A 17,015-nucleotide genomic window follows, 5' to 3' on the forward strand; every position below is an offset into this window, starting at 1 on the left:
CCACCCCGCACCCGCCCCGGCACGTCAGCCCGGATCCGCGGGGACGAGCCCGGCCTCCCGCATCACCAGGTCGACGGTCGCGTCGAGGCCACTGGACGCGGGCACCACGGTCTCGACCGCGCCGGGCAGCAGATCGAGCGGCCGGTACCACGCCCGCAGCTCCGCCTCCCCGAACTCGCCCGCCTGCGGCTTGGTGGCGTGCCGCAGCAGGGTCTCGGCGAACGGGACGTCGAGGTAGTAGGAGCAGGTGGGCCCCCGGTGGTCGCGCCGCAGCGCCTCGAGCATCGGCCCGTAGTGCTCGACATACAGGATCCCCTCGACCACGACGTGGTACCCGTGGTCGAGCGCGTAACGGGCCACGGTGTCGATGAGCCCGATGTTCGCCCCGCCGGGGACGTCACGCTCGCGCAGCACGACGCGCCGCAGCAGGTCCTGCCCCACCAGCGCGATGCCACGCCCGTACCGCGCCCTGATCTCGGCGGCCACGGAGGACTTGCCCGACGCCGAGTTCCCCCGCAGGGTGATCAGCCGCGTCGTCGCCAAACCCACGCGGGAGAGCGGCCCTTCGAGCGTCATCGGTGCCCCCGCGGGTGGTCGTGGAGATGGCGGGCCACTCGGCCCCTCAGGGCGTCGGCGGCGGGCTGGCTGCCCGCGGCCACCTCCGTGAAACTGCCGCGCTCGCCGACATGGACGAACGCCCGGCACGCCCCCACGAGATCCACGGGGCGGCATTATGCCAAAGCGGCATCGAACCGCGCGCCCGGGGCGGCCGCGCGCTCAACTCCCCAGTCAACTCCCCAGCGCGACCTCCCCCGTGGTGCCGTCCGGCCAGGACACCGTGGCCGACCCCGCCGTGAGGCGGACCTCGGGGGGCGGTGGCAGGGCCGCGTCGCGCGTCGTGCCGAGGAAGACCGCCGTGGCGTGCAGCGTTCCCCCCGCCTCGTACACGGGCGTCGCGCTGAACGTGCCGAACGCGTTGACCGCCGTCGCCCGGCGCACCGAAAGCGCGGCGTCGCCCGACGGCGGGTGAAGGACGACGAGCGCGCTGGTGAGCCCGTCGGGGCGGGTGACGACGACGCGGTCGTCGGTGGCCGTGACCTCGGGGGGCCGTTCGGCGGCGAGGGCGTGGCCGCCGATCACCACCGGGTGGCCCGTCCCCTCGGCCACCCTGACGAGGCGCACCTCCCAGGGCCCGTGGACGAGCGAGGCGGTCAGGACGGCGGGGCCCGCGGGCCAGCGTTCGCGATCGGGCTCGCCGAGCACGGGCCAGTGCGCGGTGTGTGCGGAGACCGCGACCCCCTCGGCGAGCAGGACGCGGCGCAGCGGGCTGCGGTGGGACAGCGCGCCGTCGCCGTCGACGAGCGAGACCCGGTTGTCGGGGCCCTGGGGCGCGCGGGCGTCGCCGTCCCTGGGGTGGGCCTGAGGGTCGCCCGAGAGGTCGGGCCGCAGGCCGAGGTCGGGGGCGGTGTGGGTGGAGTAGGCGAGGCGGGCGTAGAACGGGTCGTCGCGCGCGGGGCGGTCCGGGGGCGTGTGGTCGGTGCCGTGGTTGACGACCCGGATGACGCCGTCGGACGCGGTGCCGGAGACCAGCCACCCGGGGGCGGCGAGCGAGCGGGTGAAGTCGCCCCGCTCGACCGGCAGTCGCTCCTCGGGCGCGGTCCACACGGGGTGTTCGGGCGGGAGCAGCAGCCCGGCGAACGCCTGGGAGGCCCAGTAGGGCGATGCGGGCCCCGAGTAGTTCTGGCGTATCGGCGGGAAGCGCGCGTGCCAGCCGAGGGACAGCACGTCCTTCTCCTCGGCGGCGCCGCGGTCGATGAAGTAGCGCAGCATGCCGCTGCCCGCGCGGCGCGTGAGCCCCGGCGCGAGGGGCGTGGCGTCGAACAGGGCGCCGACGAAGAAGGGCGCGGCCGCGCCGAACCGGTAGATGAGGGAACGCCCCTGGAACAGCGGCGCCCCGTTGCCCGCGACCAGGTGCGCCGCGTCGTCGAGGAACGCGCGCAGCCGCTCGCGGTAGCGCGGCAGCAGCTCGGGCTCGGCCAGGCCGCCGGAGATCCGGCAGTACCAGAGCGGGAAGAGGTGCATCGCCCAGCCGTTGTAGTGGTCGAAGTTCCGCCGCTGCCCTGGCCCCCTGGCGCCGTCGGTGTACCAGCCGCCGCCCGCGTACCACTCCTCGGTGCGCTCCACGGCGCGCGCGATGTCGCCCGTCGAGTGGGGCGCGCCGACCGAGCGGAGGAACGCCGCGACGACCGCCTTGAACCACAGCCAGTTGTTGGGCGGCACCTCGGTGTCGGAGATGCCGCCGAGCCAGTCGACGGTCCGCTGCCTGACCCGGTCGGGCAGCCGGTCCCACAGCCGGTGCCGTGACTCGTGCAGGCCGATGGCGACGGCCGCGGCCTCGACCCTGGCCTGCGGCAGCTCGGCGGGCAGCGGCCAACGCCCGGGCGCCGTGGGGTCGGTGCCGTGCTCGAGGCCCTCGGCGTAGGGCGCGAGGACGTGGTCGGCGAGGTGCCTGCCCGCGTGCGCGGAGCGGTAGGCCGCGAGCAGGAAGGTGCGGGCGTACCCTTCGAGGCCGTCGCTCAGGCGGCCCGAGCCGCTCGTCGGCCCCGGCAGGTGGATGAGGGAGTGGCCCGGCACGGCGTGCGGGCGCACCGCGTCGAGCAGCCGCCCGGCGGCCCGCTCCCAGTCGCCGCGGGTGAGGCCCGTGATCGGCGAGCCATCGGCCGGGGCGACGCGGCTGCTTGAAGGGGGAAACACGGCGGCTCCTTCGGTGGGTGACGGCGCTCGGGCGCGGGTCGGCTGCCCAACGCCCGCTCAGGCGGTGCGGTCGAGCTCGGCGCGTTCGAGGCGGTGGGCCAACGGGCGCCCGGCGAGCAGCCGTTCGACCTCGCGCAGGGCGGTGAGCCCGAGGCGGCGCAGCTCGTTGCCGAGCGAGCCCGCGATGTGGGGGGTCAGGAAGACGTGCGGCATCGTGAAGAGGGGCGAGTCGGCGGGCAGGGGCTCGGGCTCCGTGACGTCGAGGACCGCGCGGATGCGGCCTGTCGCCAGCTCCTTCACCAGGGCCTCGGTGTCCACGAGGCTGCCGCGCGCGGTGTTGATGAGCACCGCGCCGTCCGGCAGCAGCGCCAGGCGCGTGGCGTCGAGCAGGTGGCGGGTCTCGGGGGTGGCCGGGGCGTGGATCGACACGATCGCGCTGCTCGCCAGCAGCTCGTCGAGCGCCACCGCCCGCACGCCGAGCGCCTCGGCCTCGGCGGCGTCCACATAGGGGTCGTGGAGCACCACGTCGAAGTCGAAGGGCCGCAGCAGCTCGATCACCCGGCGGCCGATCCTCGACGCGCCGACGATGCCGACGCGGCGCCCGACGTTCCCGATGTCGTGGCGGCGGACGTGGCCCGTTGGGGACCCGGTGGCCCGGTACTCCTCGCGCGCGGTGAAGACGTCCTTGCCGCTCAGCAGGATCATGCCGAGCGTGTACTCGGCCACGGGAAGGGCGTTGGCCGCCGCGGCGGACGAGACCGCGATGCCGCGGTCCCACACCTCGGTCGCCAGGAGCTTCTTCACCGTGCCGCCGGTGTGCAGGATCGTGTGGAGGCGGGGCAGGGCGTCGAGGACGCGCGGGGTGATCAGCGGGCAGCCCCAGCCCGTGACGAGGATCTCCGTGTCGGCCAGCCGGGGGCGGACGGCGGCGTCGTCGAAGTCCGAGACGGTGAGCGCCGGATCGATGTCGACGAGGCCCACGAGCGAGGACAGCACGTCCTCGGGGAAGAGCCGCGGGAGGTTCCCGCCGTCGAGGGCGAACAGGGCGGTGGGGCGCTGGCGCATCGCGAGGGAACACCTTCGATCGGCGGGCATGGGCCGTTCAACCGTGGCCACATGCATCAACTAATGAGCAGATTGCTTCATTCTAGTCACCGGTGAGCATGACCATCCAGAGCGCATGCTCATCGTCCATGAGCACGCACAGGGGTGAACGGTCAGGCGCGGGCGCGGGCCCCGCACGAGGCGCGCACGATCAGCCGTGGTTGCAGGACGAGTTGGCGCACGGGCACGGCGTCGGGCACCGGCGCGTCGAGGCGGTCGAGCAGCATCCTGGCGGCCTGCTCGCCCAGCTCGTGCTTGGGCGGCGCGACCGCCGTCAGCGGCACGTCCCCGAGCGCGGCGATCTCGTCGTCGTAGGCCACGAGCGCCAGGTCGTCCGGCGTGCGCAGCCCCCGCGTGCGCATGCGCCGCATCAGCTCGATGGCGTCGTGGTCGGAGTGCACGAGCGCCGCGCGCGTCCCACTGGCCCGGCACTCGGCGAGGAAACGGTCGTAGAAGTCCGCCGCCGCCACGCTGCCGAGCGTGGGACGGCCGCTGTCGATCACCGGACCCGAGGGGTCGAGCGGCAGCCGGGCCACGGCCGCCGCGTGCCCCTCGGCCACGAGCGGCGCGGTGGGGCTGCCGTTGGTGAACAGGCCCACCCGGTCGTGCCCGAGGCCCACGAGGTGGCTCACCGCCGCGAACGCGCCCTGCCGGTGGTCGGAGACCACGAACTCGCACGGCTCGAACGGGCTCTCGGGCTGCCGTTCGAGCAGCACGAACGGCAGCCCGCGCCCCCGCAGCCGCTCCAGCAGGGCCGACGGCGGATGGTGGCCCCCGGCCGAGGCGATCAGCAGGCCCGTGACCCCGGACGCGCCGAGCTCGTCCAGCTGCTCCAGGTCACGCCGCGGCGCGTAGTCGGTCAGCCCGATGACGACGCGCGCGCCGCGCTCTGCCGCCACCGCCTGAACGCCCGCCACCACACGGGGGTAGTAGTACGTGGCCGAGGGGACGACCAGCCCGAGCACCTGCGCCGACGCGGCCCCCGCGGCGCGCGCCACGGCCCCGGGCGCCCGCTCGGGCGCCCCGGCGGGCGCCGCGCCCGCGCCCTGCGCGGCCAGCACGGCGCCCCCGCGGACCCTGGTCACCCGGCCGCCGGTCTCCAGGTCCATCAGGTCCCGGCGGATCGTGGCGCGCGAGACGCCGAGCCGCTCGGCGAGCTCGGTGACCCTCAGGATGCCGGAGGACTCCAACTCCCTCACCAACAGCTCATGTCGCTGCGTGACGAGCATGTCGGCCATGGTTCCTCCAGTGAACAAATATGGAGCATCCTAGAGCAGCGTCACACCCACCGTGCTCACCATGGAGGAGAGGGCCCACGCGCGGCGGGGCGTTCAGGTGCCCGCGTAGGTGATGTCAGGGCGCGCGGGCTCGGCCATGCCGTCCCCGATGAAGTAGTCGAGGTAGTGGGGCTGCATGTACCCCTTGAACGTCATGGCGTTGCGGTAGGCCGGGTTGTGGGCCGGCGTGTACAGGCGGGTGTCGGTGGGGTGGTCGGTGGTGAAGATGATCAGCTCGTCGTGGTCCGCGTTGGTGTACACGGCCTCCTCGCGCCAGTCGCCCAGGATGTCGCCGTAGAACGTGGGGTTGATGTCCTGGCTGGCGTTGACCGCGCCATGGCTCCACGTGCTCAGCAGCCGCGGCAGGCTGCCGCTCGGCGTGGGGTTCTCCGGGTCCCACTGCTCGATCTTGCCGTCGTTGAGCAGCTCGGTGGTGAGGTCGCCGTCCCACTGGATCGTGGACTGCGGCCAGGGCGCGAGCTCCGTGTCGGGCTCGGTCAGCTCGTCGGTGGCCGCGTTGTGGAGGCCGGAGAACGACCAGACCTCCATGCCGGGGAAGCGCGGGTCGACGTCGCCCGCCAGGCCACGGCCCACGTCGCTGACGCCGTCCTGGACGTGCTGCCAGATCATCTCGCCCGTCGCGGCGTCGTAGTAGTACTCGCGCAGGCCACTGGGGTTGTCCTGCTGCACGCCATAGCCCTCGAGGCCAGGCCGGTCGGGGTCGATGTCGGTGATGTGGAAGCGGTCGCCGTGGACCACGCCGTGCTCCGCGAGCGAGTAGCGCAGGGTGCCGTCGCCGTTGAGCACGAAGCCGATCTCGGCGACCTCGTCACGCCCGTCGCCGTCCACGTCGATGACGCGGGTGTTGTGCCCGTCGGGCGCGTCCTGGTCCTCGCGCAGCCACTTCCACTGCTGGGTCAGCTCCTCGCCGTCGAACCGCCAGGCGGCGATCACCAGGTTGAAGGCGCCGTCGCCGATCCGGTTCTTGAGGTAGGACACCAGGCTTGGCGTGCTGCCGTCGAGGTGGCCCACGCCGAACCGCGCGTAGAGCGGCCCGTCGTCGATGTAGTCGTCCGGCACCGGGGCCGTGGCGCGGGGCGCGCCGGTCTCGCCGTCCAGGATGGCGATGGACTGGTGGACGTCGTCGACCTCCTCGTGCACGCTGCCGTCGCCGAACGTCACGCCGTCGGCGACGCGCACGGCGACCTCCGCCCTGCCGTCGCTGTCGAGGTCCTGAACGGTGACGCCGTCGTTGTGGCCGACGTTGATCGTGGCCGAGCCGCCCTCGATGTTGTTCTGGTCCTCGCTGTTCGGCCCCATGTCGACCTCCCAGAGGAACTCTCCGTCGCCGGTGTACGCCTCGAGCGCCTGCGGGGTTCCCTGCCGGTCGATCACATAGTCGTACTCGCCATCGCCGTCGAGGTCGCCGACCCAGGTGAACTTCACCTCGCCGCCCGGGCGCAGCGGCACGCGGACCACCGGCTCCTCGGCGTGGTCGGCGGTCAGCGTGAACGCCTCGCTCGGCTCCTGCTCGTCCCCTTCGACCACGGGGGCCACCCGGTAGGCGTTGTCCTGGCCCAGGTCGGCGGTGGAGTCGACGATGTTGGTGCCGCCCGTCAGCACCTCGTCGTTGATCCGGGTCCAGTCACCGCCGCCGGTCGACCGGTACACATGGAACCCGATGCCCTCGGGATCAAGGCCCAACAGCCGCCAGGAGACCAGCACTTCGGTGTCGCTCGAGCGCACGGCCACGACGCCGCGGCCCAGGTTCTCCATGGGGCGCGCGGCCTGCGCGGCCGCGGCGTCGGCCGGTGCGGGGTCCGCGGGGTCGGGCGAGGCGTTGCCCAGGGTGCCGAACACGACGACCAGCGCCGTGCCCGCGGCCAGCGCCGTCCACAGGGTGGCCATCCGTCGTCCGGGGCGCCACCGATGGGTGCGTTGCATGAAGACCTCCTCGTCTTCGTGGTGTGGGGGTGTGTGTGAACGGCTCCTGGCTCTCCCGGCTCCGTGGGCGCGGCTCGGTGAAGCGGCCCGGGCGGGAGAGTTAAACCGTTTACACAAGGGGAGCGAAGCATGAGCTCCATAGGGCGTCAATACTCCGCGCACGGCTCGTTCGGATGCCCCTTCGACCCTGAATTATCCGGCTGCGTCGGGGAATTGACGGGGTGGGGCTCCTCCGCGATGATCTGTTGAAGCGGTTTCACAAGGGTGTGCGACGCAGGGAGGTCGGATGGCTCGTCGGCCCACGCCGGATGACGGGCGCGCCCGTCCCACGACGATCCGGGACGTCGCCCGGCACGCGGGGGTCTCGGTCGCCACCGTCTCCCGGATCCTCTCCGGCACGTATCCCAGCGCGCCCGTCACGCGCACCAAGGTCATGCGCGCGGTGCGGGAGCTCGACTATGTGGCGAACGCCCACGCCCGCGGCCTCGCCGGGGTGCAGCCCAAGAGCGTCGCCATCGTCGTCAACTCCGTGACGTCGCCGCACTACGCCCATGTCGCGCAGGGCGTGCAGGAGCAGGCCGCGCGCGAGGGCAGGCTGTGCGTCGTGGGCACGAGCGGCGGGGACCCGGAGCGGGAGCTGGCGATCGTCCAGCTGATGCGCGAGCAGCACGCCGAGGCCGTCGTCCTGGTCGGGAACATCAGCGCGGACGACGCCTACCGCGAGCGCATGGCGGGCTACGCCCGCGCGCTGACGCTGGCCGGGTGCCACCTGGTGCTGTGCGGCAGGCCCTCGCTCGGGCCCGAGGTCCCGGCCATCGTCGTCGAGTACGACAACACCGGCGGCGCCCACGCCATGACGAGCCACCTGATCGCGGCCGGGCACCGGCGCGTCCTGTTCCTGGGGCGGCGCGCCGGGTACACCACGCCGGAGAGCCGGATCGCCGGGTACCGCGCGGCCCTCGCGGCGCACGGCGTTCCCCACGATCCGGGGCTCGAGGTGGACGGCACGATGGAGCGGCACGAGGGGTACCGCATGATGCGCGACCGCCTCGATGGCGGCCCGCGCGACTTCACGGCCGTCTTCGCCTGCAACGACCAGATCGCCGCGGGCGCGCGCCAGGCGCTGCGCGAGGAGGGGCTGCGCGTTCCCGACGACGTCTCGCTCGCGGGGTTCGACGACCTGCCCCCGGCGCCCGACATCGACCTCACCACGGTCCATGTGCAGCACAAGGAGCTGGGCCGCACCGCCGTGCGGCTGGCCATGGAGAGCGAGGTCCCCGGCACGCCAGAGCACGTCCTGCTCGGCACCCGCCTGGTCATCCGCGACTCGGTACGGCAGGCCTGCCCGGCCGCGTGAGGAGCCGCGGCCGTGCGCGGCGGGTCCGGGTGTGGTGGCATGCCCGGCTGGGTGAGGGGCCGCGGCTGTGTGCGGCGGGTCCGGGTGCGGTGGCCTGCTCGGCCGAGTGAGTGGTCGCGGTCCCAGCCGGTGTGGTTGGGGTCAGCGGGGCGGTGGTCTGCCCGGCCGGGTGAGTGGTCGTGGCTGTGTGCGGCGTGGTTGGGGTGCGGCAGGCCTGCCCGGCTGGGTGAGGGGCCGCGGCCGTGTGCCGTGTGGGTGGGGTCAGCGGGGCGGCGACCCCGGACGCCGGTCGCGGCAGGGCCATGCCGCGACCGGCCGCTCCGGGCCGCCGTCGGCGAACACCGGTCCCGCTCCGGGGCGTCGGGCGTTCACCCGCATGCGCGGGGGTGCACGGAGTGCTCAACGAGCACCCGCCCTGAGGTAAGCGGCGGATGAGGACCGGCCCGCTACCGGGACAACGGCCGCCAAGTGCGGTCGCGACCGCGCCCGTTCGGCGAACGGTCCCGGCCAGCGACGAGAGCTACCGTTGACCGAGGCGGCCGGTCACCCGGCGCCCCCTCCGTGGCCCGGCGGCACGGACACCGCGTCAGCGGCCCGCTTACGCCGAGGCCGCGCGCAGGGCGAGGGTGGCGACCGCGGCAAGCAGCAGCACGGCGGCCGGGGGCAGGCCCTTGATGTCGCCCTTGCGCAGGTGCGCCCCCACCGCGCCGACGAAGTAGAGCGTCACGCCGATGGCGGCCGCGATGCCGATCGGTGCCCACCAGATGCCGACCACCAGGCCGATCGCGCCCGCGATCTCGGAGGCCGCGAGGAACGGGAACCAGCCGAGCGGCACGCCGAGGCCGGTGATCCCTTCGACGATCCGCTCGTCGCGCGCGAGCTTGGTCCGGCCCGAGACCGTGAGCATCAGGGCGAGGGCGATCCCGACGATGACATAGGCGATGAACATGGCAACTCCTGGGGACGAAGAGAGGCGGTGAGGAGGCTAGCAGATCATTGAACGCCCTCAACGATCGTGGATCCTCGATTATTCCGGCTTTGCTAGCATCCGTTCCGTGATGGAGAAGCGGCCGGGACTCGCGCTCGCCCTGGTGGGGCGGCTCGCGGGCGCGCGCATCGAGGAGGCGCTGCGCGCGCACGGCCTCAAGCGCGGCCACGCGCATGTGCTGATGGTCCTCGACGACCGGGGCCCGACCGGCCAGCAGGCGCTGCTCCAGTCCCTCGGCGTGGACCCGAGCGTGCTGGTCGCGATGCTCAACGACCTGGAGGGCGCCGGGCTGGCGGAGCGGCGCCGCGACCCCGCCGACCGCCGTCGGCACATCGTGGAGATCTCATCCACGGGAACGCGCCTGGTCGCCGACCTCTACGCCGGGATCGCGGCCGTCGAGGCCGACCTGTTCGCGGGGCTCGACGCGTGCGAGGTCGACGCGTTGCACCGGCTGCTCCTGCGGATCGAGGCGACCGCGGGCGCCCCGTCCTGCGCGGACGGCGACGAGGCGCCCTGAGCGGTCAGGCGTTCGCCTGGGCCGCGATCACCGCGTCCACCGCGCGTTCCAGGGACTCCGCCGCCGCGCGGTGGGCCGCCGTGCGGTTCGCGGCGGTGGCCAGGTCGGCGGCCAACTCGTCCTGTGCCGCCGCCCGTTCGCGGAGGACGGCGGCGGGGGCCGGGCCGCCGTAGAGGGTGCGGCGTGCGACGAAGGCGCGGGCGTCCATCACGTCGCGGAACGCCGCCTCGTCCAGGCCGCTCGGACGGCCCTGGACCTCGAAGGCCGCCTCGTCGAGCACCGCGAGCGTGGTGGTGGCCGGGGTGAGGCCGCGCTCGATGCTGCGCCGCACGAACAGCCCGACCACCTGGTGCGACCTGCGCCAGTCGACGCCGGTCGCGGTGACCAGCGCGGAGGCCACGTCGGTGACCTGGGCCCAGTGCGCGCCCGCCGCCTCGGCCATGGCCTCCGTGCGCACCCGCAGGTCCCGCATGATGCCGTCGAGGTCGCCGAGCCGCGCGGCGAGCTCGCGCCCCGTGGCCCACAGCAGGTCCTGCGAGCGGCGGCGTTCCAGGATGGGGAAGCCGGTCGGGCCGCGTTCCGCCGTGACGACCGCGACCAGCCCCGAGAGCGCCTGCCCGGCCACGGACTTGACGATCTCCAGCGCGTCGGGGTTCTTCTTCTGCGGCATGATCGAGCTGGTGCCGCAGTAGCGGTCGGGCAGCTCGACGAACGCGAACTCCGCGGTCGACCACAGGAACAGGTCGTCGGCGAGCCGGGACAGGGTGGCGGCGGCCGTGGCGTACACCGCGGCGACCTCCATCTCCAGGTCATGGCTGAGGATCGCGTCCATGGTGTTGGCCAACGGGGCGTCGAAGCCCAGGAGTTCGGCGACGCGTTCGCGGCTGATCGGGAAGTCGGTGCCGGTCATGATGGCGGCGCCCGCGGGGGAGCGGTTGAGGCGCCCGTGGAGGCTCGCGCAGCGCTGGGTGTCGCGGGCCAGCGCCCGTTCGAACATCAGGGCCCAGTGGCCGAACGTCGTCGGCTGGGCGTGCTGGCCGTGCGTGTAGCCGGGCAGCACGGTCTCCGCGTGCTCGGCGGCCAGGTCGAGCAGCGTGCCGCGCAGCCGGAGCGCGGCGCCGGTGAGGGCCGTCAGGTGCTCGCGGATCGTCAGCCGCCGGGCGACCTCGATCAGATCCCCCGAGCTGCGGCCCATGTTGATGCGCCCGCCGAGCTCGATGCCGAGCGTGGCGATGAGGTGGTGCTCGGCCGAGTGCATCCCGCCGCCCGCGCGGTCGCGCGCCGCGGCGATGCCCTCGGCCTCCATGGCGCGCAGCGCGCCGAGCAGCGCCGCGGCGTCGGGGCCCGTGAGCAGGCCGCACTCGGCGAGCATCACCAGGTGGGCCTTGTCGAACGCGTGGATCCAGGGCAGCGAGTCGCCCAGCAGGTCGGTGCGGTGGGTGCTCAGGTGCGGCAGCTGCTCCTCGTTCAGCCGCACGCCCGCGCCGCGGAATCCCTCGTACGGGGTGGGGGAGTCGCCGGTCATCAGTGGCGCTCGAGACGGGGGGCGGGGCGGCAGCCGAAGACGGCGAAGTGGAAGAGGAGATACGCGGCGAGGGTGGTGGTCGCGTCGTGCAGGTCGACCATGGGGTTCACCTCGGTCAGGGCCATGGCCGTGCAGTGCGGCGCGAGCAGCCTGACCACCTCGAGCGCCTCGCCCGAGGTGAGGCCGCCAGGCTCGTGGGCGCCCGAGCCCGGGGCGTAGGCCGGGTCGATGGCGTCGATGTCGAAGGAGAGGAAGAGGTGGTCGGCGCCCGAGACATGGTCGAGGATCTGCCGGGCGGCCTGCGCGGGGCCGAGCGCCTGGAACTCCCCCGCGGTGATGTGCGAGAGCCCGTGCGTGTGCTTGAAGTCGCCCGACGTCGGGAAGTTGAAGTGCCGCGAGCCCACCTGCACGCAGTCCGCCGCGGAGATCCTGGCCAGCTCCAGGCTGCGCCGCATGCCGCTCGACTGGCTGAACTTCCCCTGGTGGGGGTTGTGGTCGAGCAGGTCGAGGTGCGCGTCGAAGTGGATGATGCCCACCCGCCCCTCCAACGCGTCGTGCACCCCGCGGGCCACGGGGAACAGCAGCGCGTCGTCGCCCCCGAGCACGATCGGCACCCGGCCCGCGCGCAGCGACTCGGTCACCACGGCGCTGCACGCGTCCGTCGTCGCGGCCAGGTCGTGGCCCGTGACGGGGGCGTCGCCGCGGTCGCGCAGGAGGTCGTCGCCGATGTCGAAGACGGTGTCGCTCTCCAACGAGTAGATGCGCCCGTCCTGGACGCGCTGGGTGATCCAGCCGAGCGCCTGACGGATCCGGTCAGGGGCGTAGCGCGAGCCGGGTCGGCCCAGCGTGGACCCGCCGTCGAAGGGGACACCCCACAGGTCGTAGGAGCGCGGCCCCTGCCGGTTGATCATCTCTGTCCCTTCTCGGCGGTATCGGCGGTATCGGCTGTGTCGACGGTGTCGGGCGTCCGGGCGGTCTCGGTGGACGGGACGGGGGGACCGCCGTGCGCGGCGGTGACCCGGGCCAGGAAGTCCTTGGTCCGCGGGTGGGAGGGGGCGCTGAGGAGGCGCGCGGGCGGGCCCTCCTCGACGATGACGCCACCGTCCATGAAGACGATCCGGTCGGCGACATCGCGGGCGAAGCCCGCCTCGTGGGTGACCACGATCATGGTCATGCCCTGCTCGGCCAGCGTGCGCATCACGGCCAGGACCTCGCCGACGAGCTCGGGGTCGAGGGCGGAGGTCGGCTCGTCGAAGAGCATGAGGAACGGGCGGGTGGCCAGGGAGCGCGCGATGGCGACCCGTTGCTGCTGGCCGCCGGAGAGCTGGCCGGGGTAGGCGTTCCCCTTCTCCGCGAGCCCGACCCGTTCCAGCAGCTCGCGCGCGGTCCGCTCGGCCTCGGCGCGGGGCAGGGCGCGGGTGCGGACCGGGGCCTCCGTGACGTTCTGGAGCACGGTCAGGTGCGGGAAGAGGTTGAAGCGCTGGAACACCATCCCGATGCCACGCCGCTGGCGGGCGATCTCCCTGTGGCTCAGCTCGCGCAGGGTGTCGCCGCGGCGCTTCCAGCCCAGCAGCTCGGAGCGCACCTCCAGATAGCCGCCGTCGGGCCGTTCGAGCTGGTTGACGCAGCGCAGGAAGGTGCTCTTGCCCGAGCCCGAAGGGCCCATCAGGCAGACCACCTCGCCCGCCGTGACGGTCAGGTCGATGCCGCGCAGCACCGGCAGGTCGCCGAATCGCTTGGTCACGCCCACGGCGCGCAGCACGGTCTCGGTGGTCATGCTTCGCTCCCCATCGTCTTCCGGGCGCGCACCCCGCCGCGGGCGCGCCCGCGCACGCCGGGGCCGCTCGCGTCGCGCGTGGGCGTGAAGCCGCGGCCGTAGCGGCGCTCGACGGCGTACTGGCCGATGGCGAGCACCGACACGACGGCCAGGTACCACACGGCCACCACGATCAGCAGCTCGATCACCCGGTTGTTGCGGTAGTAGACCAGCTGGGCGCTCTGGAGCAGCTCGCCATAGGTGACGACGGCGGCGAGCGACGAGGTCTTGAGGGTGGAGATGAACTCGTTGCCCAGCGGCGGGATGATGACGCGCATCGCCTGCGGCAGCACGATGCGGCCGAAGACGGCGCCCGACGGCAGGGCCAGGGAGAGCGCCGCCTCGGTCTGGCCCCGGTCCACGGCCAGGATGCCGCCGCGCACGATCTCGGCGGTGTACGCGCTCTGGTGGAGGCCGAGGCCCAGCAGGGTGGCCATGAACGGCGTCATCACCTCGACCGTCGACCCCTCCCAGAGCCCTGGCACGCCGATGCTGGGGAAGACGAGGGCGAGGTTGTACCAGATGAGCAGTTGCAGCAGGACGGGCACGCCCCGGAAGAACCACACATAGCCCGCGGCGACCGCGTTGGCCACGGGGTTGGCCGACAGGCGCAGCACGGCGATCAGGATGCCGACGAGGACGCCGAGCAGCATGGCCGCCGCGGTGATCACGGCGGTGTTGGCCAGGCCCTCGAGGATCATGTCGGCGGTGAGGTACTCGCCGACCACGTCCCACTCGATGGCGCCGGTGGCGAACGCCCGCACCACGGCGGCGAGCAGCAGCACGATGATCACGGCCGAGGCCCAACGGCCCCAGTGCCGTCGCCTGACCGGGCGCAGGCCGAGCGCGGCGGCGGCGTCGTTCCCGTACATGTCGTCCTTCCGCGAGGGCGGGGCCACAGGCCATGACGGGCCTGATGGCTGGTCGGGGCCCAGTCTCCTCACGGCCACGGGCGCGGCGGCACCCGCCTTTATGTCCTGTCCCGGGGCCGCGGGGTGGACATCCGGTCGGCCACCGCGGGGCTCAGCCGGGCCCGGGGACCACGGGCTCAGCCCGGCTCGGGGGCCGCGCCCTCGGCCAGCAGGGCCAGCCACAGCTCCATGCGCGCGTAGGAGGAGTTCGGGTCGCGCCCGGTGAGCTCGGCGATCTTGTCGATCCGCATGCGCAACGTGTGCCGGTGCACGCCGAGCGCGGCGGCCGAGACGTTCCACTGCCCGTTGTGCGCGAGGAACGTCTGGAGCGTCGCGCGCAGGGTGCGGTGCCGCTCGTCGGCCCCTTCGGCCGCGAGCGGGCCGAGCACGCGCCGCACGAACGTCGCCACGGTCTGCGGCTGTTCGGACCGCAGCAGCAGCTGCATCGCGGCCAGGTCCTCGAAACGGGTCACGCGGCGCCGTTCGATGCGCCCGATCGCGGCGGCCCTGGCGGCGGCCTCGTAGGAGCGGCACACGTCCTCGACGGCGCCCGCCTCGCCGACGCCCAGGTGGGCCCCGGGCAGCTCCGCCATCAGCGCGTCGACGGCCTCGGCCGGTGCGGGCCCGCCGCCGCTGACCAGCACGAGCTGGGTCTCGCCCGTGTGCCGCAGGACGGTGGTGACCCCGGGCGCCCGCCGCCCGTCGAGCAGCGCGTGCAGCCGGTCGGCCGCCGTCCTGGCCGTGGCGCCCTGTGGCCCCGCGCCCCGACCCGCGGGCGCGGGCAGGATCACGAACGCCCGCAGGTCCATCGGGTCGAGGCCCCAGCCCCTGATCTGCCGCGCCCAGTGCAGCGGCAGCCGCCCGCCGCGCAGCACCTGGGCCAGCTCGTCGGACTGGAGCCGCCGCAGCCGGGAGGTGACGGCCTGGGCGCGTTCGATCTCGAGCGTCATCAGGGCCACCGCGCCCGACAGCACGTGGCGTTCGTAGGTGCCGAGCGGGCGGTCGGCGCCCGCGAGCAGAAAGCCGCGGGGCAGGCCGTCCACGCTCAGCGGGTGGATCACGGTCGACTCGCCGGGGCCGAGGATCGTGGAGGAGCTGCGCCCGCCGCTCTCCCTGACCCGTATCAGGTCGGGCAGCAGCGCGGGCAGCCGCGAGGCCGCGGCCGCGGGCCACGCGGCGCGGGCGGCCCCGGTGCTGTCGGCCTGGATCGCCCAGCCGCCGAGCTGCTTGCCGACCTCCCGCACCAGCGTCTCGGTCGACCCGGAGAGCGCGGCCCTGGTGAGGGCCTGCTGGGCCTCGAAGGCGCGGGAGATGGCGTGGTAACGCTCCTCGGACAGCATGTCGGAGACCGCCTCCGAGATGGAGATGTAGGGGGCGTCGACCGGGACGCGGAGCACGGCGATGCCGCGCCGGTCGGCCTGCTCGATCAACGGCTCGGGCACGGTGGCGTGGCCCATGCCGATGCCGAAGCCGATACCGGCGAGGCCCGCGTCGGCCAGCCGGTCCACATAGGGGCGGAAGTCCTCGGGGGCGGTGAGGCGCATCCCCGTGGTGAGCAGCAGCTCGCCGCCGCGCAGCCAGGGCGTGGGGTCGACGACCTCGGAGACATGGACCCAGCGGACCTGCCGGTCGCGGCCCTCGCGCCCCGCGACGAGGTCGAGGCGGAGATCGGGCAGTGCCACGATGCGTTCGATGGTGACGGGCATGGGGGACACCTTCCGTTCTCAGGCGGGAGCGGAGGGGTGTACCAGCGGTCCAGCCCTGGCCAGAACCCTCGACATTTTGTCGGGTGACACCGGCGGAGCGCCAGAGCAATGTGTTGGACACCCGCCCCGGACCACTCCAACCACCGCGATCACCCCTATCCCACCCGTTACTTCGCATCGTTGTGGTTTCGGTCTCATTTCCGCACCGTTTCCGCTATCCGGAAGGATTCCGCTCATGAAGCACCTGCGCGCGATGGCCGCGGTCGGCGCGGTCTGTGCCGTGCTCGCCGGCTGCGGCGGCGACGGCTCGTCCGCCGACGACTCCGACGCCTCAGCCGCCCCCGACGCGTCCGAAGGGCTCGACCTGGACACGCTCCGGGTCGGCAACAGCCCGGTCTACCCGCCGATGTCCTTCCTGCCCGAGGGCGACGAGGACCCCGCCAACCGCCAGGGCTTCGACGTGGACCTGGCCACCGCCATCGCCGACGAGCTGGGCGTGGGGATCACGTTCGAGCAGCAGGCGTACGAGCAGTACCTGCCGTCCCTGTCCACCGGGCGCCTCGACCTGGTGCACTCGGCCATGCAGGACCTGCCCGACCGGCGCGAGACGGTCGACTTCGTCGACTACTACCTCACCGGCCCGCAGCTGTTCACGACGTCCGACCGCACCGACCTGGGCACCCTGGCCGACCTGTGCGGCGGCAGCGTCGTCCTCGACACGGGCGACGTCGGCTACCGCGACGCGCTGACCGCCGCGGCGGACGAGGCGTGCCAGGGCGCCGACCCCATCGAGGTCGTCGCCGCCTCAGGCACCGCCGACGCCCTGATCCAGCTCGACCAGGGCCGCGCCGACGCCACCATCCGCGGCGCCGAGTCGGTGGCCTACCTCATGAACGAGCAGGAGCCGGGCCGTTACGCGACCGTGGACGAGCCGCTGAGCCAGATCCCGGTCGGCATCGCCGTCGCCAAGGACAACCCCGAGCTGCGCGACGCGGTGGCCGACGCGCTGGCCACCCTCGTCGAGAACGGCACCTACGCCGAGATCGGCGAGCGGTGGAACCTCTCCGACCTGCTGCTCGACGCCGTGACGGTCAACGGCGAGCCGGTCGGCTGACC

At 73.6% G+C, this 17,015-nt stretch carries 15 protein-coding genes; 3 read left to right on the plus strand and 12 right to left on the minus strand.

All coding sequences use genetic code 11. From position 1 onward, the window contains the following. Positions 1 to 24: 24 nt before the first annotated feature. From D7318_RS02305 to D7318_RS02325, 6 genes are all read right to left on the minus strand, one after another. Entirely contained in the window at positions 25 to 576 is a 552-nt protein-coding gene (locus D7318_RS02305; protein ID WP_120695093.1) for a kinase, read from the minus strand. After that, positions 573 to 722 (minus strand): hypothetical protein, encoded by a 150-nt coding sequence (locus tag D7318_RS32600; protein WP_183091262.1) that lies wholly within the window; start codon positions 720 to 722, stop codon positions 573 to 575. Before D7318_RS32600 ends, D7318_RS02305 begins: the two co-directional genes overlap by 4 nt. A gap of 67 nt (positions 723 to 789) precedes the next feature. Further along, positions 790 to 2,754, minus strand: coding sequence for a DUF2264 domain-containing protein (locus tag D7318_RS02310; RefSeq protein ID WP_120695094.1), 1,965 nt, complete (start codon positions 2,752 to 2,754; stop codon positions 790 to 792). A 57-nt stretch (positions 2,755 to 2,811) separates the two neighbouring features. Continuing rightward, entirely contained in the window at positions 2,812 to 3,819 is a 1,008-nt protein-coding gene (locus tag D7318_RS02315; protein WP_120695095.1) for a hydroxyacid dehydrogenase, read from the minus strand. A 152-nt stretch (positions 3,820 to 3,971) separates the two neighbouring features. Further along, positions 3,972 to 5,096, minus strand: a complete 1,125-nt coding sequence (locus D7318_RS02320) for a substrate-binding domain-containing protein (protein WP_230423259.1) — start codon at positions 5,094 to 5,096, stop codon at positions 3,972 to 3,974. A gap of 93 nt (positions 5,097 to 5,189) precedes the next feature. Next, on the minus strand, positions 5,190 to 7,079 hold the full coding sequence (locus D7318_RS02325) for a rhamnogalacturonan lyase family protein (protein ID WP_147437593.1): 1,890 nt from the start codon (positions 7,077 to 7,079) through the stop codon (positions 5,190 to 5,192). Between the two features lie 286 nt (positions 7,080 to 7,365). Here D7318_RS02325 and D7318_RS02330 point away from each other — a divergent pair, with 286 nt between their 5' ends. Further along, the gene (locus tag D7318_RS02330; protein WP_120695097.1) at positions 7,366 to 8,436 is read left to right on the plus strand and encodes a LacI family DNA-binding transcriptional regulator; all 1,071 of its coding nucleotides are present in this window, start codon (positions 7,366 to 7,368) and stop codon (positions 8,434 to 8,436) included. Positions 8,437 to 9,034: 598 nt separating this feature from the next. Here the strand turns inward: D7318_RS02330 and D7318_RS02335 are convergent. Further along, a complete protein-coding gene (locus D7318_RS02335; RefSeq protein ID WP_120695098.1) occupies positions 9,035 to 9,385 on the minus strand; it encodes a DoxX family protein in 351 nt (116 codons plus the stop codon). Between the two features lie 109 nt (positions 9,386 to 9,494). Here D7318_RS02335 and D7318_RS02340 point away from each other — a divergent pair, with 109 nt between their 5' ends. Further along, complete coding sequence (locus D7318_RS02340; RefSeq protein ID WP_120695099.1) at positions 9,495 to 9,941, plus strand: MarR family winged helix-turn-helix transcriptional regulator; 447 nt, start codon at positions 9,495 to 9,497, stop codon at positions 9,939 to 9,941. A gap of 4 nt (positions 9,942 to 9,945) precedes the next feature. Here the strand turns inward: D7318_RS02340 and argH are convergent, their stop codons facing one another. From argH to D7318_RS02365, 5 genes are all read right to left on the minus strand, one after another. Further along, entirely contained in the window at positions 9,946 to 11,466 is a 1,521-nt protein-coding gene (argH, locus tag D7318_RS02345) for an argininosuccinate lyase (RefSeq protein ID WP_120695100.1), read from the minus strand. Further along, a complete protein-coding gene (locus tag D7318_RS02350) occupies positions 11,466 to 12,377 on the minus strand; it encodes an arginase family protein (RefSeq protein ID WP_120695101.1) in 912 nt (303 codons plus the stop codon). The genes argH and D7318_RS02350 overlap by 1 nt, the downstream gene beginning before the upstream one ends. Next, positions 12,374 to 13,243, minus strand: a complete 870-nt coding sequence (locus tag D7318_RS02355; RefSeq protein ID WP_120695102.1) for an amino acid ABC transporter ATP-binding protein — start codon at positions 13,241 to 13,243, stop codon at positions 12,374 to 12,376. Before D7318_RS02355 ends, D7318_RS02350 begins: the two co-directional genes overlap by 4 nt. Then, a complete protein-coding gene (locus D7318_RS02360; RefSeq protein WP_120695103.1) occupies positions 13,240 to 14,154 on the minus strand; it encodes an amino acid ABC transporter permease in 915 nt (304 codons plus the stop codon). Before D7318_RS02360 ends, D7318_RS02355 begins: the two co-directional genes overlap by 4 nt. 176 nt (positions 14,155 to 14,330) lie before the next feature. Continuing rightward, entirely contained in the window at positions 14,331 to 15,899 is a 1,569-nt protein-coding gene (locus D7318_RS02365; protein WP_120695104.1) for a PucR family transcriptional regulator, read from the minus strand. Positions 15,900 to 16,134: 235 nt separating this feature from the next. Here D7318_RS02365 and D7318_RS02370 point away from each other — a divergent pair, with 235 nt between their 5' ends. Continuing rightward, complete coding sequence (locus tag D7318_RS02370; RefSeq protein WP_120695105.1) at positions 16,135 to 17,013, plus strand: transporter substrate-binding domain-containing protein; 879 nt, start codon at positions 16,135 to 16,137, stop codon at positions 17,011 to 17,013. Positions 17,014 to 17,015 lie beyond the last annotated feature (2 nt).

The sequence above is a fragment of the Streptomyces radicis genome, from assembly GCF_003626575.1.
Classification (GTDB): domain Bacteria; phylum Actinomycetota; class Actinomycetes; order Streptomycetales; family Streptomycetaceae; genus Streptomyces; species Streptomyces radicis.